Raw genomic sequence first — 19,382 nt, forward strand, 5'->3', positions numbered from 1 at the left:
CCGATTAAGTACTTACGATCAACTGTGCTCGAAGCGCCGTTCGAGCGCGGTCGCGACGATCTCGCCGGGCTCGACGTCCTCCAGCGCGGCGCGGCGACGGAGTTCCCGGTAGATCTCCGGGGGAAGTTCCATCGTCAACTCGCCGAGAGTGATGCCTTCGGCGGCGAGCGCGCGCTCGACGGGCGTGCCGTCGTTGACGTCGCTGGCGACCGAGCGGACCTGTCGGACGGTCATGTCGTGGTCGAGGACGGCCCAGGCGAGCTGGAGGCGGGCGGCGCCGGCGACGCGGGCGATGTGCTTGGCGGCGGTGGGGGCGATCCGGCCCATCGCGACGTGTTTGCGGATCGAGCGGGGGAGGTCGTGAACGCGGGACCACTTGCGAATGAACGCGACGGTGGCGTCGCCGCCAGCGCGTTCGGCGGCGGCCTTGTAGGAGCCCTCGCCGCGGACGAGCGCGGCGCAGGCGGCCGCGCCGCGGAGCATGAAGACGGTGTCGGCCTCGCCGGCGGCGTCGCTGGCGAACTGTCGGACGGTCTGTGCGGCGGTCTCGAGGCTCTCCGAGTCGTCGGGGTCGAACTCGACGGCCTCTTCCGGTCGCTGCCCGGTGACGGTCGGGTCGCCCCGGATGACCGGCGCACCGACCGGTGACTCGCGGTCGGTCGGCGGATCGCCTGGCCCCTCGTGACTCATTGCTCACTCATTCGGAACGGTCTGTCAAAAGGCTCTCGTCTGTTGGTACGGGAGACACACGGGCACGCGACGGAAATCGCGTCGAAATCGAGCGATCGACGCCCTCAGTCGTCGGCGTCCGCGCGCTCTTCGGAGAGATGTTCCCAGACCTCGGCACAGCCACAGCCGTCTTCCACGTCGTCGAGGTGGCTGGTGTCCGGCTCGGGCGCTTCGTCGTCGTGGTGGTCGGTTGCCTGCGTCATCTGTTCGACGTGTCCCCTTCTATACGCCGTTCCCCCTTAACGCCGCGCGCTCCCGTAATTCCTACCCGGGCTAGGGTGTACCGGCAAGCCCTTCACCTATCTCGGACGGCCGTCTCGGGCCGCTGGCACGTCGGATTCGCCGGCGAGTGTTGTATCGGCCGACAGGCTCTGGGGGTTCGGGCGCGAAGGCGGTGTAATGACGACCGACGTTCACCAGCTCGACGACGGCGCGTGGATCAGCGTCAACGACGAGCGCCGGATCAACGTCAGCGATCTCTGGCCGCTCGCCCGTCACGACGTCTGTTCCTGCGAGATAGCGGACTTCCTCGTCGAGGGGTTCGCCGAGGTGGGCGTCGAACACCCCGACGTCCAGGCCAGGGTCGCCGGCCGCTGTATCACCTGCGGGACCGAAGGCGTCACCGACTGGATCACCGTCGGCCGCGTCATCGACCCCGAGACCGGCGAGTTCTCGCCCGTGGACGTCACGAGCGTCCACGTCCCGGACAAGCGACACCGCCTCGCCCACCCGGAGTAGGAGGCAATATTATCCTGTTCTCGGGAGAGGTGGGGTCACTTGTCGTTATGCGCGCGCGTTTAAGTGCGGGGACCATGGGATGGGACAAGAATGCCGACGAAAGTCGAAAACTGGAAAGACGAGATTTACGGGAACGAGATACGCGAGCACCTGATGGAGTTCGCGGAGAAGGGCTGGGACGCCATCCCGGACGACGAGCACGACGCCTGGTTCGAGCGCTTCAAGTGGTGGGGGCTGTACCACCAGCGGAAGGGCCAGGAGTCCTACTTCATGATGCGGATCGGGACGCCCAACGGGGTCCTGAAGCCCGGCCAGCTCGAGGTCGTCGCAGAGATCGCCGACGAGTACGCGCGCGGCCCGGTCGACAACCCGGAGTTCGGCGGCGCGTACTGCGACTGGACGACCCGCCAGTCGATCCAGCTGCACTGGATCAAGCTCGAGGACATCCCGGAGATATTCGAGAAGCTCGAGGCCAACGACCTGGGGACCCAGCAGGCATGCGGTGACTCGTGGCGAAACATCGTCGGCTGTCCCGTCGCCGGCAAGGACAAGCACGAGCACATCGACGCGTGGCCGGTCGCCGAGGAGCTCCACGAGACGTTCAAGGGTAACGACGACTACTCCAACCTCCCGCGCAAGTGGAAGGTCGCCGTCACCGGCTGTGACCAGGGCTGTGGCCAGGGCGACATCAACGACCTCGCCTACGAACCGGCCACGAAGGAAGTCGACGGCGAGGAGAAACTCGGATTCAACATCCGCGTCGGCGGGGGCCTCTCCCGCAAGGAACCGCGCTTCTCGCGGTCCATCGACGTCTGGGTGCCGCCGGAGCAGGCGGCCGACATCGGCGCCGGCATGTCCGCGCTCTTCCGCGAGTACGGCGACCGCGACGACCGCTTCAACGCGCGCATCAAGTTCCTCGTGGACGAGTGGGGAACCGAGAAGATGCGCGACGTGCTCCAGGAGGAGTTCGTCGACTTCGAACTGAAGACCGCGGGCGAGAACATGCGCGAGAGCTACACGTACAACGCCGGCGGCGAGGAACACGGCGACCACGTGGGCGTCCACGAACAGCCCGACGGCAACTACTACGTCGGCCTCGACGTTCTCGTGGGCCGGATGGGCGTCGACGACGTGTCCGAACTCGCCGAACTCGCCGACGAGTACGGCTCCGGCGAAGTTCGCCTGACCCAGCGCCAGAACGTCATCGTCACGGACGTCGACAGCGACCGACTCGACGAGTTCCTCGACGAGCCGCTGCTGGAGACGTACTCGCCGGACCCGCACCCGTTCATGCGCGGCTCCATCGCCTGCACCGGGACGGAGTTCTGTTCGCTCTCGATCGTCGAGACGAAGAACCGGCAGGTCCGCTACGCCCGCTGGCTCAAGGACAACGTCGAACTCCCCGAGGGCCTCACGGACTTCCACATCCACCTCTCGGGCTGTACCGCCTCCTGCGCCCAGCCGCAGATCGCCGACATCTCCCTGCGCGGCATGAAGACCCGCAAGGACGGCGAGCCGGTCGAGGCGCTCGACATCGGCCTCGGCGGCGGCCTCGGGGAGAACCCCCACTTCGCCGACTGGGTCGAGATGCGCGTCCCCGCCGACGAGGTGCCGGGCTACATCGAGAACCTGCTCGCCACCTTCGAGGACGAGCGCGAGGAGGGCCAGACCTTCCGCGAGTTCGTCGCAGCGCGTGACGAGGACACGCTGCAGGACCTCGCGGAGGCCGAGGAGACCAGCTACGAGGACCCGTACATGCACAACACGAAGATGACGTGGTACCCCTACGCCGACGAGGACGACATGGGCGACTCGCCCGCCCCGACCGACGGCGAGGGCAACTCGCTCGCGCCCGCCGACGACTGACCGCGCGGCGGCCGTGCTCGACTTCGCCGGCACATTCCTGCTTTGGAGTTTTGCAGTTCGAGTGTGTAGACGAACGCATGTCCGACGACCAGCACGCGCACCCGAACGAGGAGTCCCCGAACTGGGACAACCCCGACTTCTGCCCGTTCTGCGGCGCCGGACTCGTCGACGGCGGCGCCGGGTTCATGGACCACATCGACGAGGCCGACACCTGCCGCGAGCGGTTCGAGACCTGGCGCTCGAACATCGCGGGCGACGTGGGGGGCGAGTGGAGCGGCTGACCGCGCGGACACCGTTCGCCCGGGCGGAGGCGGACTCGCCGCTCCTTAAGTAGCTGCGTCGCCGACTCACGGTATGGTCGACCGCATTCTCAAGGTCAACGCGTACACTACGTTCGACCTCCTCGACGGCGTCGTCGAGGGCCACGGCTTCGACGAGGAGGCGCTCGCCGTGTTGAACGTCACGACGGACACCCGCGACGACCCGGACCACGTCGAACTGCAGGTCGAGATGGACAACACCGACCTCGACGAGGTCAGGGCCCACGCCGACACGGTCGAACTCTCGGCCGCGCAGGCCCGCGAACTCGCCGGCGAACTGGAGAAATACGCCGGCCGGGTGGAGGCCGCCGAGGCGGAGTGACCGGTCGACTCGTCAGAGCGGTGTGTACCGGTCGGTGAGGACGGCTACGGCCACGACGGCGGCCGTCAGGTGCAACAGCGCGAGGAGGGCCACGCCGGCGGTCGTCGCGCCCGGGAGCGTCGGCGCGTAGGTGAAGTCGGGAACCCACGACACGACGAGTACCACGGCGGCGACGACCACGAACGCCCGGTCGGCGTCGGCGAGCGCCCGGTCGAGGAGCGCGTACGTGATCGCCGCGCCAGCGACGCCGACTGCGGTGAAGAAGACGACCGGGCCGACCGAGAGCGGGTCGAATCCCGGTGCGACGCCTGCCAGGTCGGCCGCGAGCGTCACGCCCGCGTTCACGGCGGCGGCGACGGCGACCGCGACGAGGCCGCGCTTGCCGAGTTCGCCCGGGGTGAGGTTCTGCCGGTCCCGCTCCGTCGCACGTTCGGCGCTCATATCGGTGGATCGGTGCCTGCGGGGCTTGAGCCCACGCCCGGCGTTCGCCGGTGTGCGGGTACCACGAGGCTTTTCACGGCGACCGGCAAATCAGGGGGTAATGGAAGCGCTCACGCTCGGTCCGGCGGGGACCTACTCGCATCGCGCGGCGAAGGCGGTCGCCGACGAGGTGGCGTTCGCGGAGTCGAAGACGGCCATCGTCGAGGCGGTCGCCAGCGGCGAGTACGACCGCGGCGTCGTCCCGGTCGAGAACAGCACCGAGGGGTCGGTCACGGAGTCCCTCGACGCGTTCGCCGACTACGAGATCGCCGTCGTCAAGGAACTCATCACGCCCATCAGGCACGCCCTGCTCGCGCAGGGGCCCGAGTTCGACACCGTCGCCAGCCACCCGCAGGCGCTCGCGCAGTGCCGGGAGTACCTCGACGAGAACTACCCGAGCGCGACCCTGGAGGCCGTGGCCTCCACCGCCCGCGGCGTCGAGCGTGCTCGCGAGGACCCGGGCGTGGCCGCCATCGGCCACCCGGAGAACGCGGGGGCGGACCTGCAGGTCCTCGCCGAGGACATCCAGGACCAGTCCTCGAACGCGACGCGGTTCCTCGTCATCTCGCCGGCCGGCGAGCGCACCGAAGCGGGGTCGAAGACGTCGATCATCGTCTACCCGAACGTCGACTACCCCGGACTCCTGCTCGAACTCCTCGAACCGTTCGCCGAGCGGGACATCAACCTCACGCGCGTCGAGTCCCGCCCCAGCGGCGAACGCCTCGGCGACTACGTCTTCCACCTCGACGTGGAGGCCGGCCTCTACGAGGAGCGCACGCAGGCGGCGCTCGACGACATCGAAGCGATCGCCGACGACGGCTGGGTGCGCCGACTCGGCTCCTACGACAGCGAGACGGTCCTGTACTGACGGCCGCAGTCCCGGTGGGCCGGCCGCTCGGCGGAACCGGCAGGCGTCTTAAGGCGGACGGGGGCGTATAGTCGGAGTGACATGGCACGCGGAACCGATCCGTTCGGCGACATCGAGGAACTGATCGACGTGATGACCGGCGGGATGGGAGCGGGCGGTGACCTCCCGGTCGACGTGGCGGACGCCGGCGACGAGTTCGTCGTCGTTGCGGACCTGCCCGGCTACGACCGCGACGACGTCGACGTGCAACTCACCGACGCGACGACGCTCGCGCTGTCGGCGACGCGCGAGACCGAGTCGGTCGAGGAGGCCGACCGCTACGTCTCCCGGGAGCGACACAGCCAGTCCGTGAGTCGGCAGGTCGGCCTGCCCGAACCCGTCGTCGAGACCGAGGCCTCCGCCACCTACGAGAACGGCGTCCTCACCGTCACCCTCCCCAAACAGACCACGGAGTCCGACAGCGGGACCGACATCCCGGTGAACTGACGGCGGCCGCGACGCCGCTCGCCCGCGGGGCCACGTCGACCGCGGCCCGGTTCTCGAACCGGGCCACGCCGACCGCGGCACCGCTCTCGTACCGGTCCGACCGACCGGGGCTGTGGAACCGCAAACGGCTTTCGCCGGCCGGCCGTTGCGGGGGGTATGGTACTCGAACCCGGCGACCCGGCGCCCGAGGTGCGCGCACCGAACCAGGACGGCGAGACGGTCGAACCCGACTGGCGGGGCGTCTCGGTGGTCTACTTCTACCCGAAAGACGACACCCCCGGCTGTACGACCGAGGCCGAGCAGTTCCAGCTGGAACTGGAGAGCTATCGCGACGCGGGCGTGACCGTCTACGGCGTCTCCGTCGACGACGTGGACTCCCACGCCGACTTCGCCGAGGAGTACGACATCGAGTTCGACCTGCTGGCCGACCCGGAGGGCGACCTCGTCGACGCGTTCGACGTGGAGCGGTCCCGGGGCGTCGCGAGTCGGACGACGTTCGTCGTCGTCGGCGGATCGATCCAGGCGGTGTACACGGGCGTCGACCCGGACGGGCACGCCCGGAACGTGCTGGCGGACCTGATCGAGACCGGCATCGTCTCGCTCGACTGAACGACGGAGCGCTCGCGGCCGGAACCGTCGGGCTCGGCGGCCCGACGTGTGGCGCTTCAGAAGACTTATCATCGAAACGACGCCCGATCTGATCGTGAGAATCGCACGCGGGAGCCTCCGGTACGCGCTCCTCGCGGTGGTCGTCGCCGCGGTCGTCTTCCCGTTCTCGCGAGTCGCGAGCGGGGCCTGCGTGGTCGCGGGCGTCGGCGTCGTCTACTTCCACCGCGACCCCGCGCGCGTCGTGCCGCCGCAGGGAGTCGTCTCGCCCGCGGACGGCAAAGTGACCGTGATCCGCGAGGAGGAGGACGGACTCCGCCTGGGCATCTACATGAGCGGGTGGGACGTCCACGTCAACCGGGCGCCGATGGACGGTGTCGTCGAGTCGGTCGAACACGTTCCCGGGTCGAACACGCTCGCGTTCACGAAGGAGTCCGAGCACAACGAGCGCCTCCGCTTCTCGTTCGAGGACTACACCGCCGAACAGATCGCCGGCGCGTTCGCCCGCCGGACCTACTCGTACGTCGAACCCGGCGACGAGGTGGCCCGCGGCCAGCGCATCGGCCACATCTCCTTCGGCAGTCGCTTCGACCTCGTCTTCCCGCCCGAGTACGGCCCCGACGACCTCACGGTCGACGTGGGTCACCGCCTCTTCGCCGGCGAGACGGTCGTCGCGCCCCGGCGCTCGGCCGTCGCCGGGGACACCGACCGCCCGGCAACGGCCTCGACCTGATCGGTCGGTTCGGGCCGCGCGCTCCGTTCACGTACCAGGTACGTGCGGGGAAACTTCTTTCACACAGGAATTACTAGCCTGACATATTTAGGCTCGGGGCGACCAGTTGGGGGCGAGCGATGACAAGCAAGGGGGACGAGCGGGGGCGGTCCGGGATGGAGTCCGCCCACGATCCGTCGGTGGTCGTGCACGAGGAGTCGTTCTTCCGGACGCTCGTCGAGAGCACGCCGCACGCGGTCGTAACGTTCGACGAAACTGGGGGGATCGTGTTCGCGAACCCGGCGGTGACGGAGACGCTGGGCTACGAGCCACAGACGCTGGTCGGTCGATCGGTGACGACGTTCGTGCCGCCGGACCAGCGGACCGGGTTCCGGCAGGCGTTCGAGGCGATACGGGCTGACCCGTCGGTGGCGACCGAGTGGGACGGCGTCGAGACGGTCGCTCGCCATCGAGACGGGCGGCTGGTCCCGGTCGAACTCTCGCTGCACGCACACGAACAGCGGGACGAGTGGCTGCTGACGACGATCGTCAGGGACGTCTCTGACCGTCACGCCGAGCGCATCGAACGCCGTCGCGAGCGGGACCTGACCGAACAGCTCCTGCGGACGGTCCCGACGGGGCTGGTCGTGCTGTCGACCGAGGGCGTCATCGACCGGATGAACGACCGAGCCGGGGAGATCCTGGGGGTCGACCCGGCAACGGTCGTCGGCGAGTCCCGGGACATCGAGGCGTGGCGACTCCTCGACGCCGACGGCGAGCCGGTGCCGCCCGACGAACGGGTGTTCCAGATCGCCCGCGACACCGGCCGCCCGGTGACCGAGGTCGAACAGCAGGTCGAACGGGCCGACGGCGAGCGCGCCTGGGTGCAGGTCAGCGCCACGCCGCTGGCGGGTGGCGACACCGGGGACCGGGTCGTCGTCGCCATCGAGGACATCACGCCCCAGAAGGAGCGCGAGCGCCGGCTGCGCGAACAGAACGAACAGCTCGAACGGCTGGACCGTATCAACGCCGTCATCCGGGAGATCGACCAGGCGCTGGTGCGGGCGACGACCCGCGGGGAGATCGAGGCCGCCGTCTGTGACGCGCTCGCCGCGGCCGACCCGTACCAGTTCGCCTGGATCGGCGAGGTGACCGCGAGCAGCGACGAGGTGACGCCGCGTGCGACCGCCGGCGGCGTCGGCGAGTACCTCGACGCCGTCACGGTCACGCGGTCGTCCGACCCGACGGGTCCGGCGGGGCGCGCCATCCGCTCGCGGTCGGTACAGGTCACCCACGACGTGGAGACCGACCCCGCCTTCGAGGGGGTTCGCGAGACGGCCACCGACCACGGCATCCGCTCGGCCGCGAGCGTCCCGCTCGTGTACGACGAGACGATATACGGCGTTTTGACCGTCTACGCGGGCGAGACGGGCGTCTTCGACGGGACGGAACAGGACGTGCTCGCCGAACTCGGGGCGACGATCGGACACGCCATCAACGCGGTGACGACCCGTCAGGCGCTGGTCGCCGAGCGCGTGACCGAACTCTCGCTCACGGTCTCGGACGACGAGGAGTTCTTCGCGGCGCTGTCGGCCACCCTCGACTGTCGGGTCGCCTTCGAGGGGGCGACCGTCCAGTCGGACGAGGCGTTTCGCTACTACCTCACCGTCGACGACGCGGACCCGGACGACATCCTCGCCTTTACCGACGACTTCGACGGCGTCACGTCCTCGCGCGTCGTCAGCGTCGGGCCCGAAGGCGGGTGTCTCCTCGAAGTGACGCTGGGCGACACGAGCGCGTTCGGCGTCGTCGCGACACACGGCGGGGCGGTCCACTCGGCCCACGCCGCCGACGGCGAGTGCGAACTCGTGGTGGAGATACCGGTCTCGGCGGACGTCAGAATGCTCGTCGACGCGCTCCGTGGGTCGTTCGACGGCGTCGAACTGCGGGCCCAGCACGACCGCCCCCGGTCGGAGTCGTCGACGCTGGAATCGCGCGCCCCGCTGCAAGCGGACCTGACGGAGCGACAGCGGACGGCGCTGGAGACGGCCTACTACGCGGGCTTCTTCGAGTGGCCCCGCGAGTCGACCGGCGAGGAGATCGCCGAGTCGCTGGGCGTCTCGGCCCCAACCTTCCACAAGCACCTCCGGGTCGCGGAGCGGAAGATCATGGCCGCTCGCCTCGGAGACGAGTGACACTCCAGCGGACACTAACCGTTTAGCCACCGAACTGATTACCGTCCGAAGGTATAGCACAGACAGACATGGGACGCAACTACACCGATGTTCTAGAACCGGGGACAGACGGGCGATCGACGGAGACGACCGACGATCTTTTCTCCGTCCTCTCGGACGCGAATCGCCGGTTCGTGCTCGCCCACCTCTCTCAGCGCGACACGCCGCCCGCGCTCGACCCGCTCGCGGGCGCGCTCTGCGAATGGGACGACGATCTCTCTCACGAGGACGCCCGGATCGCGCTCCACCACGTCCACCTGCCGAAACTCGAGGACGCCGACCTCGTCGAGTACGGCGAGCAGATCGAACTGACCGACAGGGCGCCCGAGTCGCTCGCGCTCCTCGACCGCCTGTAGGGGTCGAGGGTCCGGGGTCGTCCGGCAGGGGGCCACAGAACAGTTCTCTTCTTTCGGGGGACAACCGACGAACAGCGGACGCCAGTGGTCGGCCGACCTACCCATTAGCAGACGCCAGTGGTCGGCCGACCCGCCCGATCAGCGGACGCGGCCGCCGCTCACTCGATCCGGATCGCCGGCCGACCGGGCTGTGCGTTGCCGGCGAGGTCGTCGTCGGCGTCCGCGGCCGAGTGGACGACCACGTCCGCCTCGAACTCCTCGGCGATCAGCCACGCGGCACGCTCCAGCGCGGCCCGCTCCTCGTCGGGGGCGAGCACCTCGCCGAGCGCCTCGCGCTCGGCCTGCAGGTCCTTCGCGAAGTCGGCGGCGTCGCTGCCGTGGCGCTGGATCTCGTCGCGGCCCATCAGCGCGCCGACGAGGTTGTCGGCGTCGGAGTCGCGGGCGAACTCGTGGGCCCGGTGCTTCCACTCGGGCGCGACGGCGAGCGTGATCGTCTCCGGGTCTTCTATTCCGACCGTCTCGACGATGTCGCGCACGTCCTCGCGGGTGTTCTCGACGAGGCGGCTGGCCACGTCGTAGTCCGCGGGCAGGTCCGCCTCGGGCCACTCGGCCTCGGCGAGCAGGCCCTCGCCGTCCAGCAGCGCCCAGACCTCCTCGCCGACGTGGGGCGCGACCGGACCGAGGAGTTTCGCGACCGTGCGGACGCCCCGTTCGACCGTGTCGGCGTCGGCGCCGTCACGCTCGTGGTAGCGCCGCAGCAGGGAGACGAGGTCGCGGACCGCCTGCAGGGCGTGGTTGAACCGGAACGCCTCGAACTCCTCGGTCGCTCGCGCGGTGGTCGCCGCGATCTCGCGGTCGACGTAGCCCGCGACGGGGTCCTCGCCGTCGGCGTCGCCGGTCTCGCTCTCGCCCTCGGCGACCTCCTCGGCCAGTCCGTGGACGCTCTGGAGGAACTGGTAGGCCGAGCGCACGCCCTCGGGGCTCCAGGCGAACTCCTTCTCGGGCTGGGCGGCCTCCATGATGAACAGGCGCGCGGTGTCGGCGCCGTACTCGTCGACGATGCGCTGGGGCGAGACGCCGTTGCCCTTCGACTTGGACATCTTGTTGCCGTCCGCGCCGAGCACCATCCCCTGGTTGGTCAGGTTCGTGAACGGCTCCCGGATCCCGTCGACGAGGTCGATGTCGTCGAGGACTTTCGTGAAGAAGCGGGCGTACAGCAGGTGCATGACGGCGTGCTCGATGCCGCCGACGTACTGGTCGACGGGCATCCAGTCGCCCGCGCGCTCGCTGTCGAACGGCGCCGAGTCGAGGTCCGGCGAGAGGAAGCGCAGGAAGTACCACGAGGAGTCGACGAACGTGTCCATCGTGTCCGTCTCGCGCTCGGCCGGGCCGCCGCAGTCGGGACACTCCACCGACTTCCACTCCTCGGCGGCGTCCAGCGGGTTGCCGGTGGTGTGGACGAACTCCGGCAGCTCCACGGGGAGGTCCTCGTCGGGCACCTCGACGTGGCCACACTCCTCGCAGTGGATCATCGGGATCGGGGTGCCCCAGTAGCGCTGGCGGGAGATCCCCCAGTCCCGGAGGTTGTATTCTGTCCTGTGCTCGCCGTCGAACTCCTCGACGAATTTCTCGCGGGCCTCCTCGCTGGTCAGGCCGTCGAACTCGCCGCTGTCGACGAGCACGCCGTCTTCGGGGTACGCCGCTTCCTGCACGTCGACGTCCTCTGGGTCCACGTCGGCGTCCTCGGCCGGTTCCACGACCTGCACGATGTCGATGTCGTGGGCCTCGGCGAACTCGTGGTCGCGCTCGTCGTGGGCCGGCACGGCGTACAGCGCCCCCGTCCCCACGTCGGTCAGCACGTAGTCGGCCACGTACACCGGGATCTCCTCGCCGGTGGCGGGGTTGACGGCGTACTCGCCGGTGAACACGCCGGAGGTCACGTCGAGTTCGTCCTCGTCGGCGTGCTCGGCCTCCTGGATGTACTCGGCGACCTCGTCGTTCTCCTCGGCGATCGCCTGTGCGACCGGGTGGCCGGGGGCCAGCGAGAAGTAGGTCGCCCCGTAGATGGTGTCGAGTCGCGTCGTGAAGATGTCCACGTCGCCGTGGCCGGGGATCTCGAAGGCGACGCTCGCGCCCTCCTGGCGGCCGATCCAGTTGCGCTGCATCTCGCGGACGTTGTTCGGCCACCCCTCCAGGTCGTCGAGACAGTCCAGCAGTTCCTCGGCGTAGTCGGTGATCGTGAAGAACCACTGGTCCATCTCGCGGTGGTCGATGGGGGTGTCACAGCGCCAGCAGATCTCGGCGCCGCCGGGCCCCTCTTCGACCTGCTCGTCCGCGAGGACGGTCTCGCAGGAGGGACACCAGTTGAGTTCGGCGCCCTGCCGTTCGACGAGGTCCTCGTCGCGGAACCGTTTGAACAGCCACTGGTTCCACCGGTAGTAGTCGGGGTCGCAGGTGGTGACCTCGCGCTCCCAGTCGTAGCCGAAACCCATCGACTTGAACTGCTCGGTCATCGAGTCGATGCACTTCATCGTCCAGTCGCGCGGGTTGGTGTCGCGGTCCTCGGCGGCGTTCTCGGCGGGGAGGCCGAACGAATCCCACCCCATCGGATGGAGGACGCTCTCGCCGCGCAGTCGCTCGAAGCGGGCGTAGGCGTCCGTGATCGTGTAGTTGCGGACGTGGCCCATGTGGAGTTCCCCCGACGTGTAGGGGAACATCGCGAGGACGTACTCGGGGTCCTCGGCGTCGTCCGGAATGCGGAACACGTCTTCCTCGTCCCACGTGCGCTGCCACTTGGGTTCGACCTCGGTGTGGTCGAACCCCCGGTCTCGCTCGCGTTGCTCTCCAGTCCCGGCGGTCATGGTCTCACGTCGGACAGCGACGTTGCTATACCTTTCCCTTCTCTGGGAGGGATGGACACGGTCGAGCCGTGGGAAATCGTAGCACCCGTCCCCCGCGCCACCGTGGATTTACGTCCGCCCGTTCCCTGGTCCGGGTATGCGCGTCGTCTCCCTGCTCCCGTCGGCCACCGAGATCTGTTACGCCCTCGGGGTCGAACCCGTCGGCGTCTCCCACGAGTGCGATTGGCCGCCAGAGGCCGCGGCCCTGCCGACGATGAACCGCTCGCGGATCGACCCCGACCAGGACAGCGCCGACATCAACGAACAGGTCGCACGGGCCGAGCAGGACCACGGCGGCGTCTACGAGATCAGACTGGACGCACTCGAAGAAGCGGATCCCGACGTGATCGTGACACAGGGCGTCTGTGACGTGTGCGCCGTCGACACGCTCCTCGTCGAGGAGGCCATCGCACGGACGGACGTGGACGCCGAGGTCGTCACGAGCGACATCCACAGCCTCGACGACCTCTTCGCGGACATCGAGCGCCTCGGAGCGATACTCGACCGCGAGGAGCGGGCCACGGAAGTCGTGGCGGACCTCAGGGAGCGCGTCGGGGCCGTCCGCGACCAGACCGAGTCCGTCGAGGAGCGACCGAGCGTCGCAGTCCTGGACTGGCTGGACCCGGTGATGGTCGCCGGCCACTGGATGCCCGAAGTCGTCGAAGCGGCGGGCGGGACCTATCCCCTTGCGGACACCGGCGACCGCTCGACGCCGCGCGAGTGGTCGGAGATTCGAAGCACGGACCCCGAGGTCCTCGTCGCCGCGCCCTGCGGGTTCGAACTCGACCAGACGCTCGACACGCGGTGGGACCTCACCGAGCGGCCGGGGTTCGACGAGCTCTCGGCCGTCGAATCCGGCCGCGTCTACGCGATGGACGGCCACAACTACGTCAATCGGCCGGGGCCGCGCCTCGTCGACACGCTGGAGCATCTCGCCGGCCTGCTCCACCCCGACCTGTTCGACGCGCCGCCCGAAGCCGTCGCGTGCGGGCTGGTCGCGGACGGAGCGACGAGAGAAGAGCCACGACCCTGATCGTCCGTCTCTCCTCTGTCTCTCCTCCGTCTCGCCCGTCTCTCCTCTGTCTCTCCTCCGTCTCGCCCGTCTCTCCTTCGTCGTCACTCGCGGGACGCACCTGTCGGACGAGAGGCGGGCGCCGCGTCTGGCGGGCACGGTTCGTCGACCGGCCGTTCGTGACTTCGGGCAGGAATTCGTGGAGGGGTGCGGGGCGAAACCCCGGAGCGAAGCGAACGGCTTCGCCGGCCCGTGTCAGCGGGCATGTTCCCGATTACTCGCGATCGGTATAGACGTTGACCCAACTTACTTAGGTAGTGCCGGCGCTCCAGTCGGCGGTTTCGCCGATAGGTGGGGGGAGTCGGACCGGTCAGACGGTCGAGACGGCGACCAGTCCGACGTAGACGTTCCCGAGAACGACGACGGCGCCGAGGCCGATCACGCCCAGAAACCACGCGCGCCAGCACGGCACGCGTTCGATGACGGACCGGCACTCCAGCAACACGACGCCGGCGTACAGCACGACCGCGGCCTTCAGCAGGACCATCAACATCGGGTCGTGGACCAGCAGCAGTCGGATCCACGGGTTGGCCTCCAGCGAGGGGCCGGCGAACGTCGTCGCCACCAGCGTCGACACCGCGTCGCCGAAGCCCCAGACTAGCACCAGCGACAACACTAACTCGACGTAGCCCGGCGTCTCCAGCCGGATCTCCGACAGGTCCAGCGCGTCCGCGATCGTCTCTGTCTCTGACATCCGAATCTGGAGTGTGTGTGCCACTCCAGATGCCTCTCTCGACTGCCACTAAATAAATCCACGCGACCCAGTATCACCGGTGATATTCCGATCGAGTGACGTGACGAGGCGGCAGAACTGTCCCCGCGCGGTCGGGCGGTCGTGGTCGGGTAGTCGGCTCGGGAGGTCGTGGTCGCTCGGTCGGCCCGGATGGCTGTGGTCGCTCAGTCGGCCCGGACGGCGCAGCTCTCCGAATACTCCACGTCGGCGACGGAGTCGATGGGGTCGTCGCCACAGATCCGGCAGTCGGGGTTCGGGCGGACGGTCACCTCCTCGAAGCTCATCTCGGCGGCGTCGTAGACGACCATCCGGCCGTCCAGCGACTCGCCCACGTCGACGAAGTACTTCACCGTCTCCGTGGCCTGGATGGTGCCGATAGTGCCGGGCAGCACGCCCAGCACGCCCGTCGTGGCGCAGTCGGGGACGGCGCCCTCGGGCGGCGCCTCGGGGAAGAGACAGCGGTAGCACGGTCCCTCGCCGGTGAACGTCGTCACCTGTCCCTCGAAGCGGTAGATGGCGCCGTGGGAGAAGGGGACGCCGGCGAGCGTGCAGTAGTCGTTGAGGAGGAAGCGCGTCGGGAAGTTGTCGGAGGCGTCGACGACGAAGTCGTAGCCGTCCACGAGGTCGGCCACCGTCTCGGGCGAGACGGCGGTCTCGTGGACCTCGACCGTCGCGTCGGGGTTCAGCTCGCGGACGAACTCGGCGGCGCTCTCGACTTTCGGGCGGCCCACGTCGGAGTCGCCGTGGACCACCTGTCGCTGGAGGTTCGAGCGCTCGACGACGTCGTGGTCGGCGACGCCGATGGTCCCGACGCCCGCGGCGGCGAGATACTGGAGGACGGGCGAGCCGAGGCCGCCCGCGCCGACGACGAGGACGCTCGCGTCGAGGAGCGCCGCCTGCCCCTCGGGGCCCACGTCGTCCATGATGATGTGCCGGGAGTAGCGGTCGAGTTGCTCGGGGTCCAGATCCGGCCCTGCCATACCCCCGAGTACCGGGTCGAACGAAATAAGCGCCCGGATACGGCCGGGAGCACGGCTCCGGGGCGAGGAGTCACTCCCCGACGAGGCGGTCCATCTCGCGGTTGATGTCCGTCACCTGGTCGGTCTGGTCGTCGGCCTCCTCGGCGATCTCGGCGGTCGACCCTGCGATCTCCTCGGCGGCGCCGGTCGCCTGGTCGACCATCGCCGCGACCTCCTCGGTCGAGGCGGCCTGCTCGTCGGTGGCGGCGGCGATCTCCTTGATGCCGTCGTTGACCTCCTCGACGGACTCGTGGATGTCTTCGAGCACGCCGATGGCCTCCTCGACCATCTCGATCCCGCGTTCGATCTGCTCGCCGGACTCCTCGATGGTCTCGACGGCGTTCTGCGTGTCTTCCTGGATTCCCTCGACCATCTCCTCGATGGTGCCGGCCTGCGACTGGGACTCCTCGGCGAGGCTCTTGACCTCGTCGGCGACGACGGCGAACCCCTCACCGGCTTCGCCGGCGCGGGCCGCCTCGATGGAGGCGTTGAGCGCCAGCATGTTCGTCTGGTCGGCGATGTCGTTGATCACGTCGACGATCCCGTCGATCTCCTCGACGCTCCCCTGGATCGTGCGCACGTCGCCGGCGACGCTCCCCGAGGCCTCCTGGATGTTCTCCATCGCCGTCGAGATGTCCGCCGCCGACTCCTGGCCGGTCTCGGCGAGTTCGCGGGCGGTGGTGCTGGCCGCCGACACCTCCTCCGAGGAGGAGGCGATCTCCTCGACCGCGGCGCTGAGGTTCGACACCTCGTCGGCCACCTGACTCATCCCCTCGTGCTGTTCGGCGGCGTGCTCGCGGATCTCGCCTATCTCACGGGCGATCTCCACCGAGGACCCCTGTAACTCCGCCAGCGACGTCTGGATCTCGCTGGCCGCCTCCGAGTCGTACCCCTGATTCCGGTCGATTCCCTCCGCGATGTCGTCCTGGATGTCCTTGTCGATGTCCTCGTCGATACTCCCGGCCGCCTCTAGCTCTCCGTCTGTGTTCGGACTACCCATATCTGCCATTCTATCCGAGCACGAGGGGTATCCCGAGTAAAAACTTCCCACCCGATTATTGTGTCTGAGAACCGCCTGTCGGGTCTCGGCCGGTCGCGGGAGCGGTCGAAGCGCCCGCTCCCCCTCAGAGGTCGTACAGATCGCCGAACTTCGACTGTGCGTAGTCGAGGAAGTAGTCGGCCGTGAACGACTCGCCGGTCGCCTCGCGGACGAGGTCGTCGGTCTCGTAGCGACAGCCGTGCCGGTGGACGTGCTCGGTCAGCCAGTCGTGGAGCGGGCCGAACTCGCCGGCCCGGATCTTCTCGTCCAGATCGTCGATATCGTCCTCTGCGTGGGCGTACAGCTGCGCGGCCATCACGCTCCCCAGCGAGTACGTCGGGAAGTAGCCGAGCGAGCCGTGCGTCCAGTGGATGTCCTGCAGACAGCCCTCGCTGTCGGTCTCCGGGCGCACGCCGAGGTACTCCTCCATCTTGTCGTTCCACACCTGCGGAACCTCCTCGACGTCCAGATCCCCGGCGATCAGGTCGCGTTCGATCTCGAACCGGAGGATGATGTGCATGTGGTAGGTGAGTTCGTCGGCCTCCACTCGAATGAGGTTGTCCGGGTAGATCTGGTTGGCTGCCTCGTAGAACTCGCGGGGCGCGGCGTCGACGCCCAGGTGCTCGTTCACGGTGTCGGCGAAGCGGTCCCAGAAGGGCCGCGAGCGGCCGACGTGGTTCTCCCAGAGGCGCGACTGGGACTCGTGGACCGACAGGTCGCGCGACTGGCCCAGCGGCGTCCCGTAGTGCTCGTCGGGGAGGCCCAGCGTGTAGGTGGCGTGACCGAACTCGTGGATCGTCGAGCCGATGGCGCCCATCGGGTCCTCGGGGTCGAACCGCGTCGTGATGCGCGCGTCGAACTGCGTCCCCGTCGAGAAGGGGTGAGCAGCGGTGTCGAGGCGCCCGCGGTCCCAGTCGTAGCCCAGGTCGTCCAGCGCGGCCCGGACCGTCTCCTCCTGGGCGTCGGGGCTGTACTCCCCCTCGGCGAAGGGGTCGGCCAGGCTCACGTCGCTGTCCTCGATCTCGTCGATGAGCGGGACGAGTTCGTCGCGCAGGCGTTCGAGGATCCGCTCGGCGGTGTCGAGGCCGAGGTACGGTTCGTAGTCCTCGAAGAGGACGGCGTAGGGGTCCCGATCGGGGTCGATCGCCTCGGCGTAGTCGCGCTTGAGGTCGATCATCCTCTCCAGCGTCGGCGCGAAGGCGTCGAAGTCGTCCTCGGCCTTGGCCTCTTCCCACACCGGGAGCGCGTTCGAGGCGGTCTCGGATATCTCCGAGACCAGGTCCTCGGGGACCTCGACGGCGCGCTCGTGCTCGCGGCGGATCTCACGGGTGACGGCCCGCTGGCCCCCGTCGAGGTCGGTGTCGTCGAGTTCGTCGAGCCACTCGCCGACGCGGTCGTCGGTCAGCCGTTCGTGCGTGACGGCGGAGAGGGCCGCGGACTGCTTCGAGCGGGCGGGCGTCCCGCCCTCGGGCATCGTCACCTGCTGGTCCCACCCCAGCACCGAGCCGACGTTGTTGAGATAGGTCAGCTGCTTCACGTGGTCCTCGAACTCGGGATAGGGAGCGGGTGCGGACTCGGCGTCGGAGTCGCCGTCCGACTCGGGGGTATCGGTTGCCATCGTCACCCGTTAGCGGGCGATGCTGTATCAAACCCCTCTTTTTCGCGGGTGGGCTCGGACGACCGATTCTCGGTCCCGAGTCGATACGGCGGACACGTTCAGTCCTGCCGACACATGATTCTTCACGCTTCGGTACGTGGGTCCGCTGCGACCAGTCAATGGGTACCAGCCGAGTCGCGGGCCACGTGGAGCGAGTTCGAGGGTCGCTCCGAGTAGCCTTCTCCGAAGACCACCCGCCGCGACTCGTCGCCGTCTGTTTCGCGGTCGGGATATTCCTCACGGCCCTCCCCAACCTCGGTGCCGTCGTCCCCGTCTTCACGTGGGTCGGGTATCGGTTCCAGTGGGCCAGCAGACTCGCGTTACTCGCCGCAGTCGTCCTCCTGAACCCGCTGACGAAGGGCGGCGTGTACGTCGCGAGTTTCTTCGTCGGCGTGCGAGTACTCGGCCCGATTCCGGGCGTCACCCGCGCCGACGTCGGGCTACACGCCGGGGTCGACGTGCTCGCTCGGTTGCTCCTCGGGAACGTCATCCTCGCGAGCGGGTTCGCGGTCGTCAGCTACGTCGTCGCGTACCGGACTGCCCGGAGGGTCCGCCAGCGCCGGCACTGACAGCCTTTCCTCACAGGTCGAACTGGAGTACGTCCCCCTCTTCGACGTCGCGCTCGGTCGTCCACCCCTCGTTCACTTCCAGCACGTACTGGCCGCGGCCGGGGTAGGTCTGGTCCTCGCCGTCCTCGTCGGGACCGGGCGCGGGCGCGTGGTGGATGCGCGTGATCTCCCCCTCGTCGTCGGCGTAGACGATGTCGAGCCCGAAATCCATGTCGCGCATGACGTAGGTGTGGTCGCCGACCTCGTCGTAGACGAACAGCATCCCGCGATCCTCGGGGAGGGACTCGGTCTCGCTCAGGCCGGTGTATCGCAGGTCGCCGGTGTCGGCGATGGCAGCGGTCACCGACCCGAGCACCTCGCCGTCGGGCGTCGTGACCTCCACCTCCGTCGTCTCGTACGCCGCGTGTATCGGCGTCCCGGTCGGCGTCGTCGGTGTCGGCTCGGGCGTGGCCGTCGGCGACGGCGTCTCCGTCGGAGCGGGTGACTGCGTCGGGGTTCCGGTCGGCGACCGCGTCGGCGTGGCCGTGCCGGTCGCCGGATCGGGCGTCGCCGTCGGGTCGCCCGTGGTCGCGGCCCCCGGGCCGGCGTCACCGTCTGACTCGGTGTCGTCCCCCAGACAGCCGCTCGCCCCGGTCGCGGCACAGATCGCCAGAAACGCTCGACGTCGCATACCAAC

21 protein-coding genes are annotated in these 19,382 nt (G+C 68.8%); 12 read left to right on the top strand and 9 right to left on the bottom strand.

Going from position 1 to position 19,382, the window contains the following annotated elements:
• Positions 1 to 18 precede the first annotated feature (18 nt).
• Together D1409_RS15565 and D1409_RS24650 are read right to left on the bottom strand one after the other, a co-directional pair.
• The gene (locus D1409_RS15565) at positions 19 to 690 is read right to left on the bottom strand and encodes a DUF7119 family protein (RefSeq protein WP_123537911.1); all 672 of its coding nucleotides are present in this window, start codon (positions 688 to 690) and stop codon (positions 19 to 21) included.
• Between the two features lie 104 nt (positions 691 to 794).
• A complete protein-coding gene (locus D1409_RS24650; RefSeq protein ID WP_164471722.1) occupies positions 795 to 932 on the bottom strand; it encodes a hypothetical protein in 138 nt (45 codons plus the stop codon).
• A gap of 196 nt (positions 933 to 1,128) precedes the next feature.
• Between D1409_RS24650 and D1409_RS15570 the strand changes: the two genes are divergently transcribed.
• The 4 genes from D1409_RS15570 (at position 1,129) to D1409_RS15585 (ending at position 3,975) form a co-directional block, all read left to right on the top strand.
• On the top strand, positions 1,129 to 1,467 hold the full coding sequence (locus D1409_RS15570; RefSeq protein WP_123537912.1) for a hypothetical protein: 339 nt from the start codon (positions 1,129 to 1,131) through the stop codon (positions 1,465 to 1,467).
• A gap of 90 nt (positions 1,468 to 1,557) precedes the next feature.
• Positions 1,558 to 3,333: a nitrite/sulfite reductase gene (locus D1409_RS15575; RefSeq protein WP_123537913.1), complete on the top strand. Its 1,776-nt coding sequence runs from the start codon at positions 1,558 to 1,560 to the stop codon at positions 3,331 to 3,333.
• Between the two features lie 77 nt (positions 3,334 to 3,410).
• Positions 3,411 to 3,614, top strand: a complete 204-nt coding sequence (locus tag D1409_RS15580; protein WP_123537914.1) for a DUF7501 family protein — start codon at positions 3,411 to 3,413, stop codon at positions 3,612 to 3,614.
• Between the two features lie 73 nt (positions 3,615 to 3,687).
• Positions 3,688 to 3,975, top strand: coding sequence for a DUF6360 family protein (locus D1409_RS15585; protein WP_123537915.1), 288 nt, complete (start codon positions 3,688 to 3,690; stop codon positions 3,973 to 3,975).
• A gap of 12 nt (positions 3,976 to 3,987) precedes the next feature.
• Here the strand turns inward: D1409_RS15585 and D1409_RS15590 are convergent, their stop codons facing one another.
• Positions 3,988 to 4,416: a DUF6069 family protein gene (locus D1409_RS15590; protein ID WP_123537916.1), complete on the bottom strand. Its 429-nt coding sequence runs from the start codon at positions 4,414 to 4,416 to the stop codon at positions 3,988 to 3,990.
• Between the two features lie 100 nt (positions 4,417 to 4,516).
• On the opposite strand from D1409_RS15590, the gene pheA reads away from it, so the two are divergent.
• The 6 genes from pheA (at position 4,517) to D1409_RS15620 (ending at position 9,717) form a co-directional block, all read left to right on the top strand.
• Complete coding sequence (gene pheA / locus D1409_RS15595; protein ID WP_123537917.1) at positions 4,517 to 5,323, top strand: prephenate dehydratase; 807 nt, start codon at positions 4,517 to 4,519, stop codon at positions 5,321 to 5,323.
• An 81-nt stretch (positions 5,324 to 5,404) separates the two neighbouring features.
• Complete coding sequence (locus D1409_RS15600; RefSeq protein ID WP_123537918.1) at positions 5,405 to 5,809, top strand: Hsp20/alpha crystallin family protein; 405 nt, start codon at positions 5,405 to 5,407, stop codon at positions 5,807 to 5,809.
• Positions 5,810 to 5,965: 156 nt separating this feature from the next.
• The gene (locus tag D1409_RS15605) at positions 5,966 to 6,418 is read left to right on the top strand and encodes a peroxiredoxin (protein WP_123537919.1); all 453 of its coding nucleotides are present in this window, start codon (positions 5,966 to 5,968) and stop codon (positions 6,416 to 6,418) included.
• A gap of 94 nt (positions 6,419 to 6,512) precedes the next feature.
• On the top strand, positions 6,513 to 7,148 hold the full coding sequence (locus tag D1409_RS15610) for a protein sorting system archaetidylserine decarboxylase (protein WP_123537920.1): 636 nt from the start codon (positions 6,513 to 6,515) through the stop codon (positions 7,146 to 7,148).
• Positions 7,149 to 7,267: 119 nt separating this feature from the next.
• Positions 7,268 to 9,322, top strand: a complete 2,055-nt coding sequence (locus D1409_RS15615) for a bacterio-opsin activator domain-containing protein (RefSeq protein WP_123537921.1) — start codon at positions 7,268 to 7,270, stop codon at positions 9,320 to 9,322.
• Between the two features lie 68 nt (positions 9,323 to 9,390).
• On the top strand, positions 9,391 to 9,717 hold the full coding sequence (locus D1409_RS15620) for a DUF7344 domain-containing protein (RefSeq protein WP_206425091.1): 327 nt from the start codon (positions 9,391 to 9,393) through the stop codon (positions 9,715 to 9,717).
• A 158-nt stretch (positions 9,718 to 9,875) separates the two neighbouring features.
• Here D1409_RS15620 and leuS read toward each other — a convergent pair whose 3' ends face one another.
• Positions 9,876 to 12,578 (bottom strand): leucine--tRNA ligase, encoded by a 2,703-nt coding sequence (gene leuS, locus D1409_RS15625; protein WP_123537922.1) that lies wholly within the window; start codon positions 12,576 to 12,578, stop codon positions 9,876 to 9,878.
• 136 nt (positions 12,579 to 12,714) lie between these two features.
• Between leuS and D1409_RS15630 the strand changes: the two genes are divergently transcribed.
• On the top strand, positions 12,715 to 13,650 hold the full coding sequence (locus tag D1409_RS15630) for a cobalamin-binding protein (RefSeq protein WP_123537923.1): 936 nt from the start codon (positions 12,715 to 12,717) through the stop codon (positions 13,648 to 13,650).
• A 349-nt stretch (positions 13,651 to 13,999) separates the two neighbouring features.
• Here the strand turns inward: D1409_RS15630 and D1409_RS15635 are convergent, their stop codons facing one another.
• The 4 genes from D1409_RS15635 to D1409_RS15650 form a co-directional block, all read right to left on the bottom strand.
• Entirely contained in the window at positions 14,000 to 14,383 is a 384-nt protein-coding gene (locus D1409_RS15635; protein WP_123538134.1) for a hypothetical protein, read from the bottom strand.
• A gap of 203 nt (positions 14,384 to 14,586) precedes the next feature.
• Complete coding sequence (gene ubaA, locus D1409_RS15640; RefSeq protein WP_123537924.1) at positions 14,587 to 15,402, bottom strand: SAMP-activating enzyme E1; 816 nt, start codon at positions 15,400 to 15,402, stop codon at positions 14,587 to 14,589.
• Positions 15,403 to 15,472: 70 nt separating this feature from the next.
• A complete protein-coding gene (locus D1409_RS15645) occupies positions 15,473 to 16,450 on the bottom strand; it encodes a methyl-accepting chemotaxis protein (protein WP_123537925.1) in 978 nt (325 codons plus the stop codon).
• Positions 16,451 to 16,565: 115 nt separating this feature from the next.
• Positions 16,566 to 18,098 (bottom strand): carboxypeptidase M32, encoded by a 1,533-nt coding sequence (locus D1409_RS15650; protein ID WP_123537926.1) that lies wholly within the window; start codon positions 18,096 to 18,098, stop codon positions 16,566 to 16,568.
• Positions 18,099 to 18,256: 158 nt separating this feature from the next.
• Here D1409_RS15650 and D1409_RS15655 point away from each other — a divergent pair, with 158 nt between their 5' ends.
• Entirely contained in the window at positions 18,257 to 18,706 is a 450-nt protein-coding gene (locus tag D1409_RS15655; protein WP_123537927.1) for a DUF2062 domain-containing protein, read from the top strand.
• Between the two features lie 10 nt (positions 18,707 to 18,716).
• On the opposite strand, the gene D1409_RS15660 is transcribed toward D1409_RS15655, so the two are convergent.
• The gene (locus tag D1409_RS15660; RefSeq protein WP_123537928.1) at positions 18,717 to 19,376 is read right to left on the bottom strand and encodes a DUF192 domain-containing protein; all 660 of its coding nucleotides are present in this window, start codon (positions 19,374 to 19,376) and stop codon (positions 18,717 to 18,719) included.
• Between the last annotated feature and the right edge of the window lie 6 nt (positions 19,377 to 19,382).

The sequence above is a fragment of the Halosimplex salinum genome (genome assembly GCF_003730195.1).
In the GTDB taxonomy this organism is placed as follows: Archaea; Halobacteriota; Halobacteria; order Halobacteriales; family Haloarculaceae; genus Halosimplex; species Halosimplex salinum.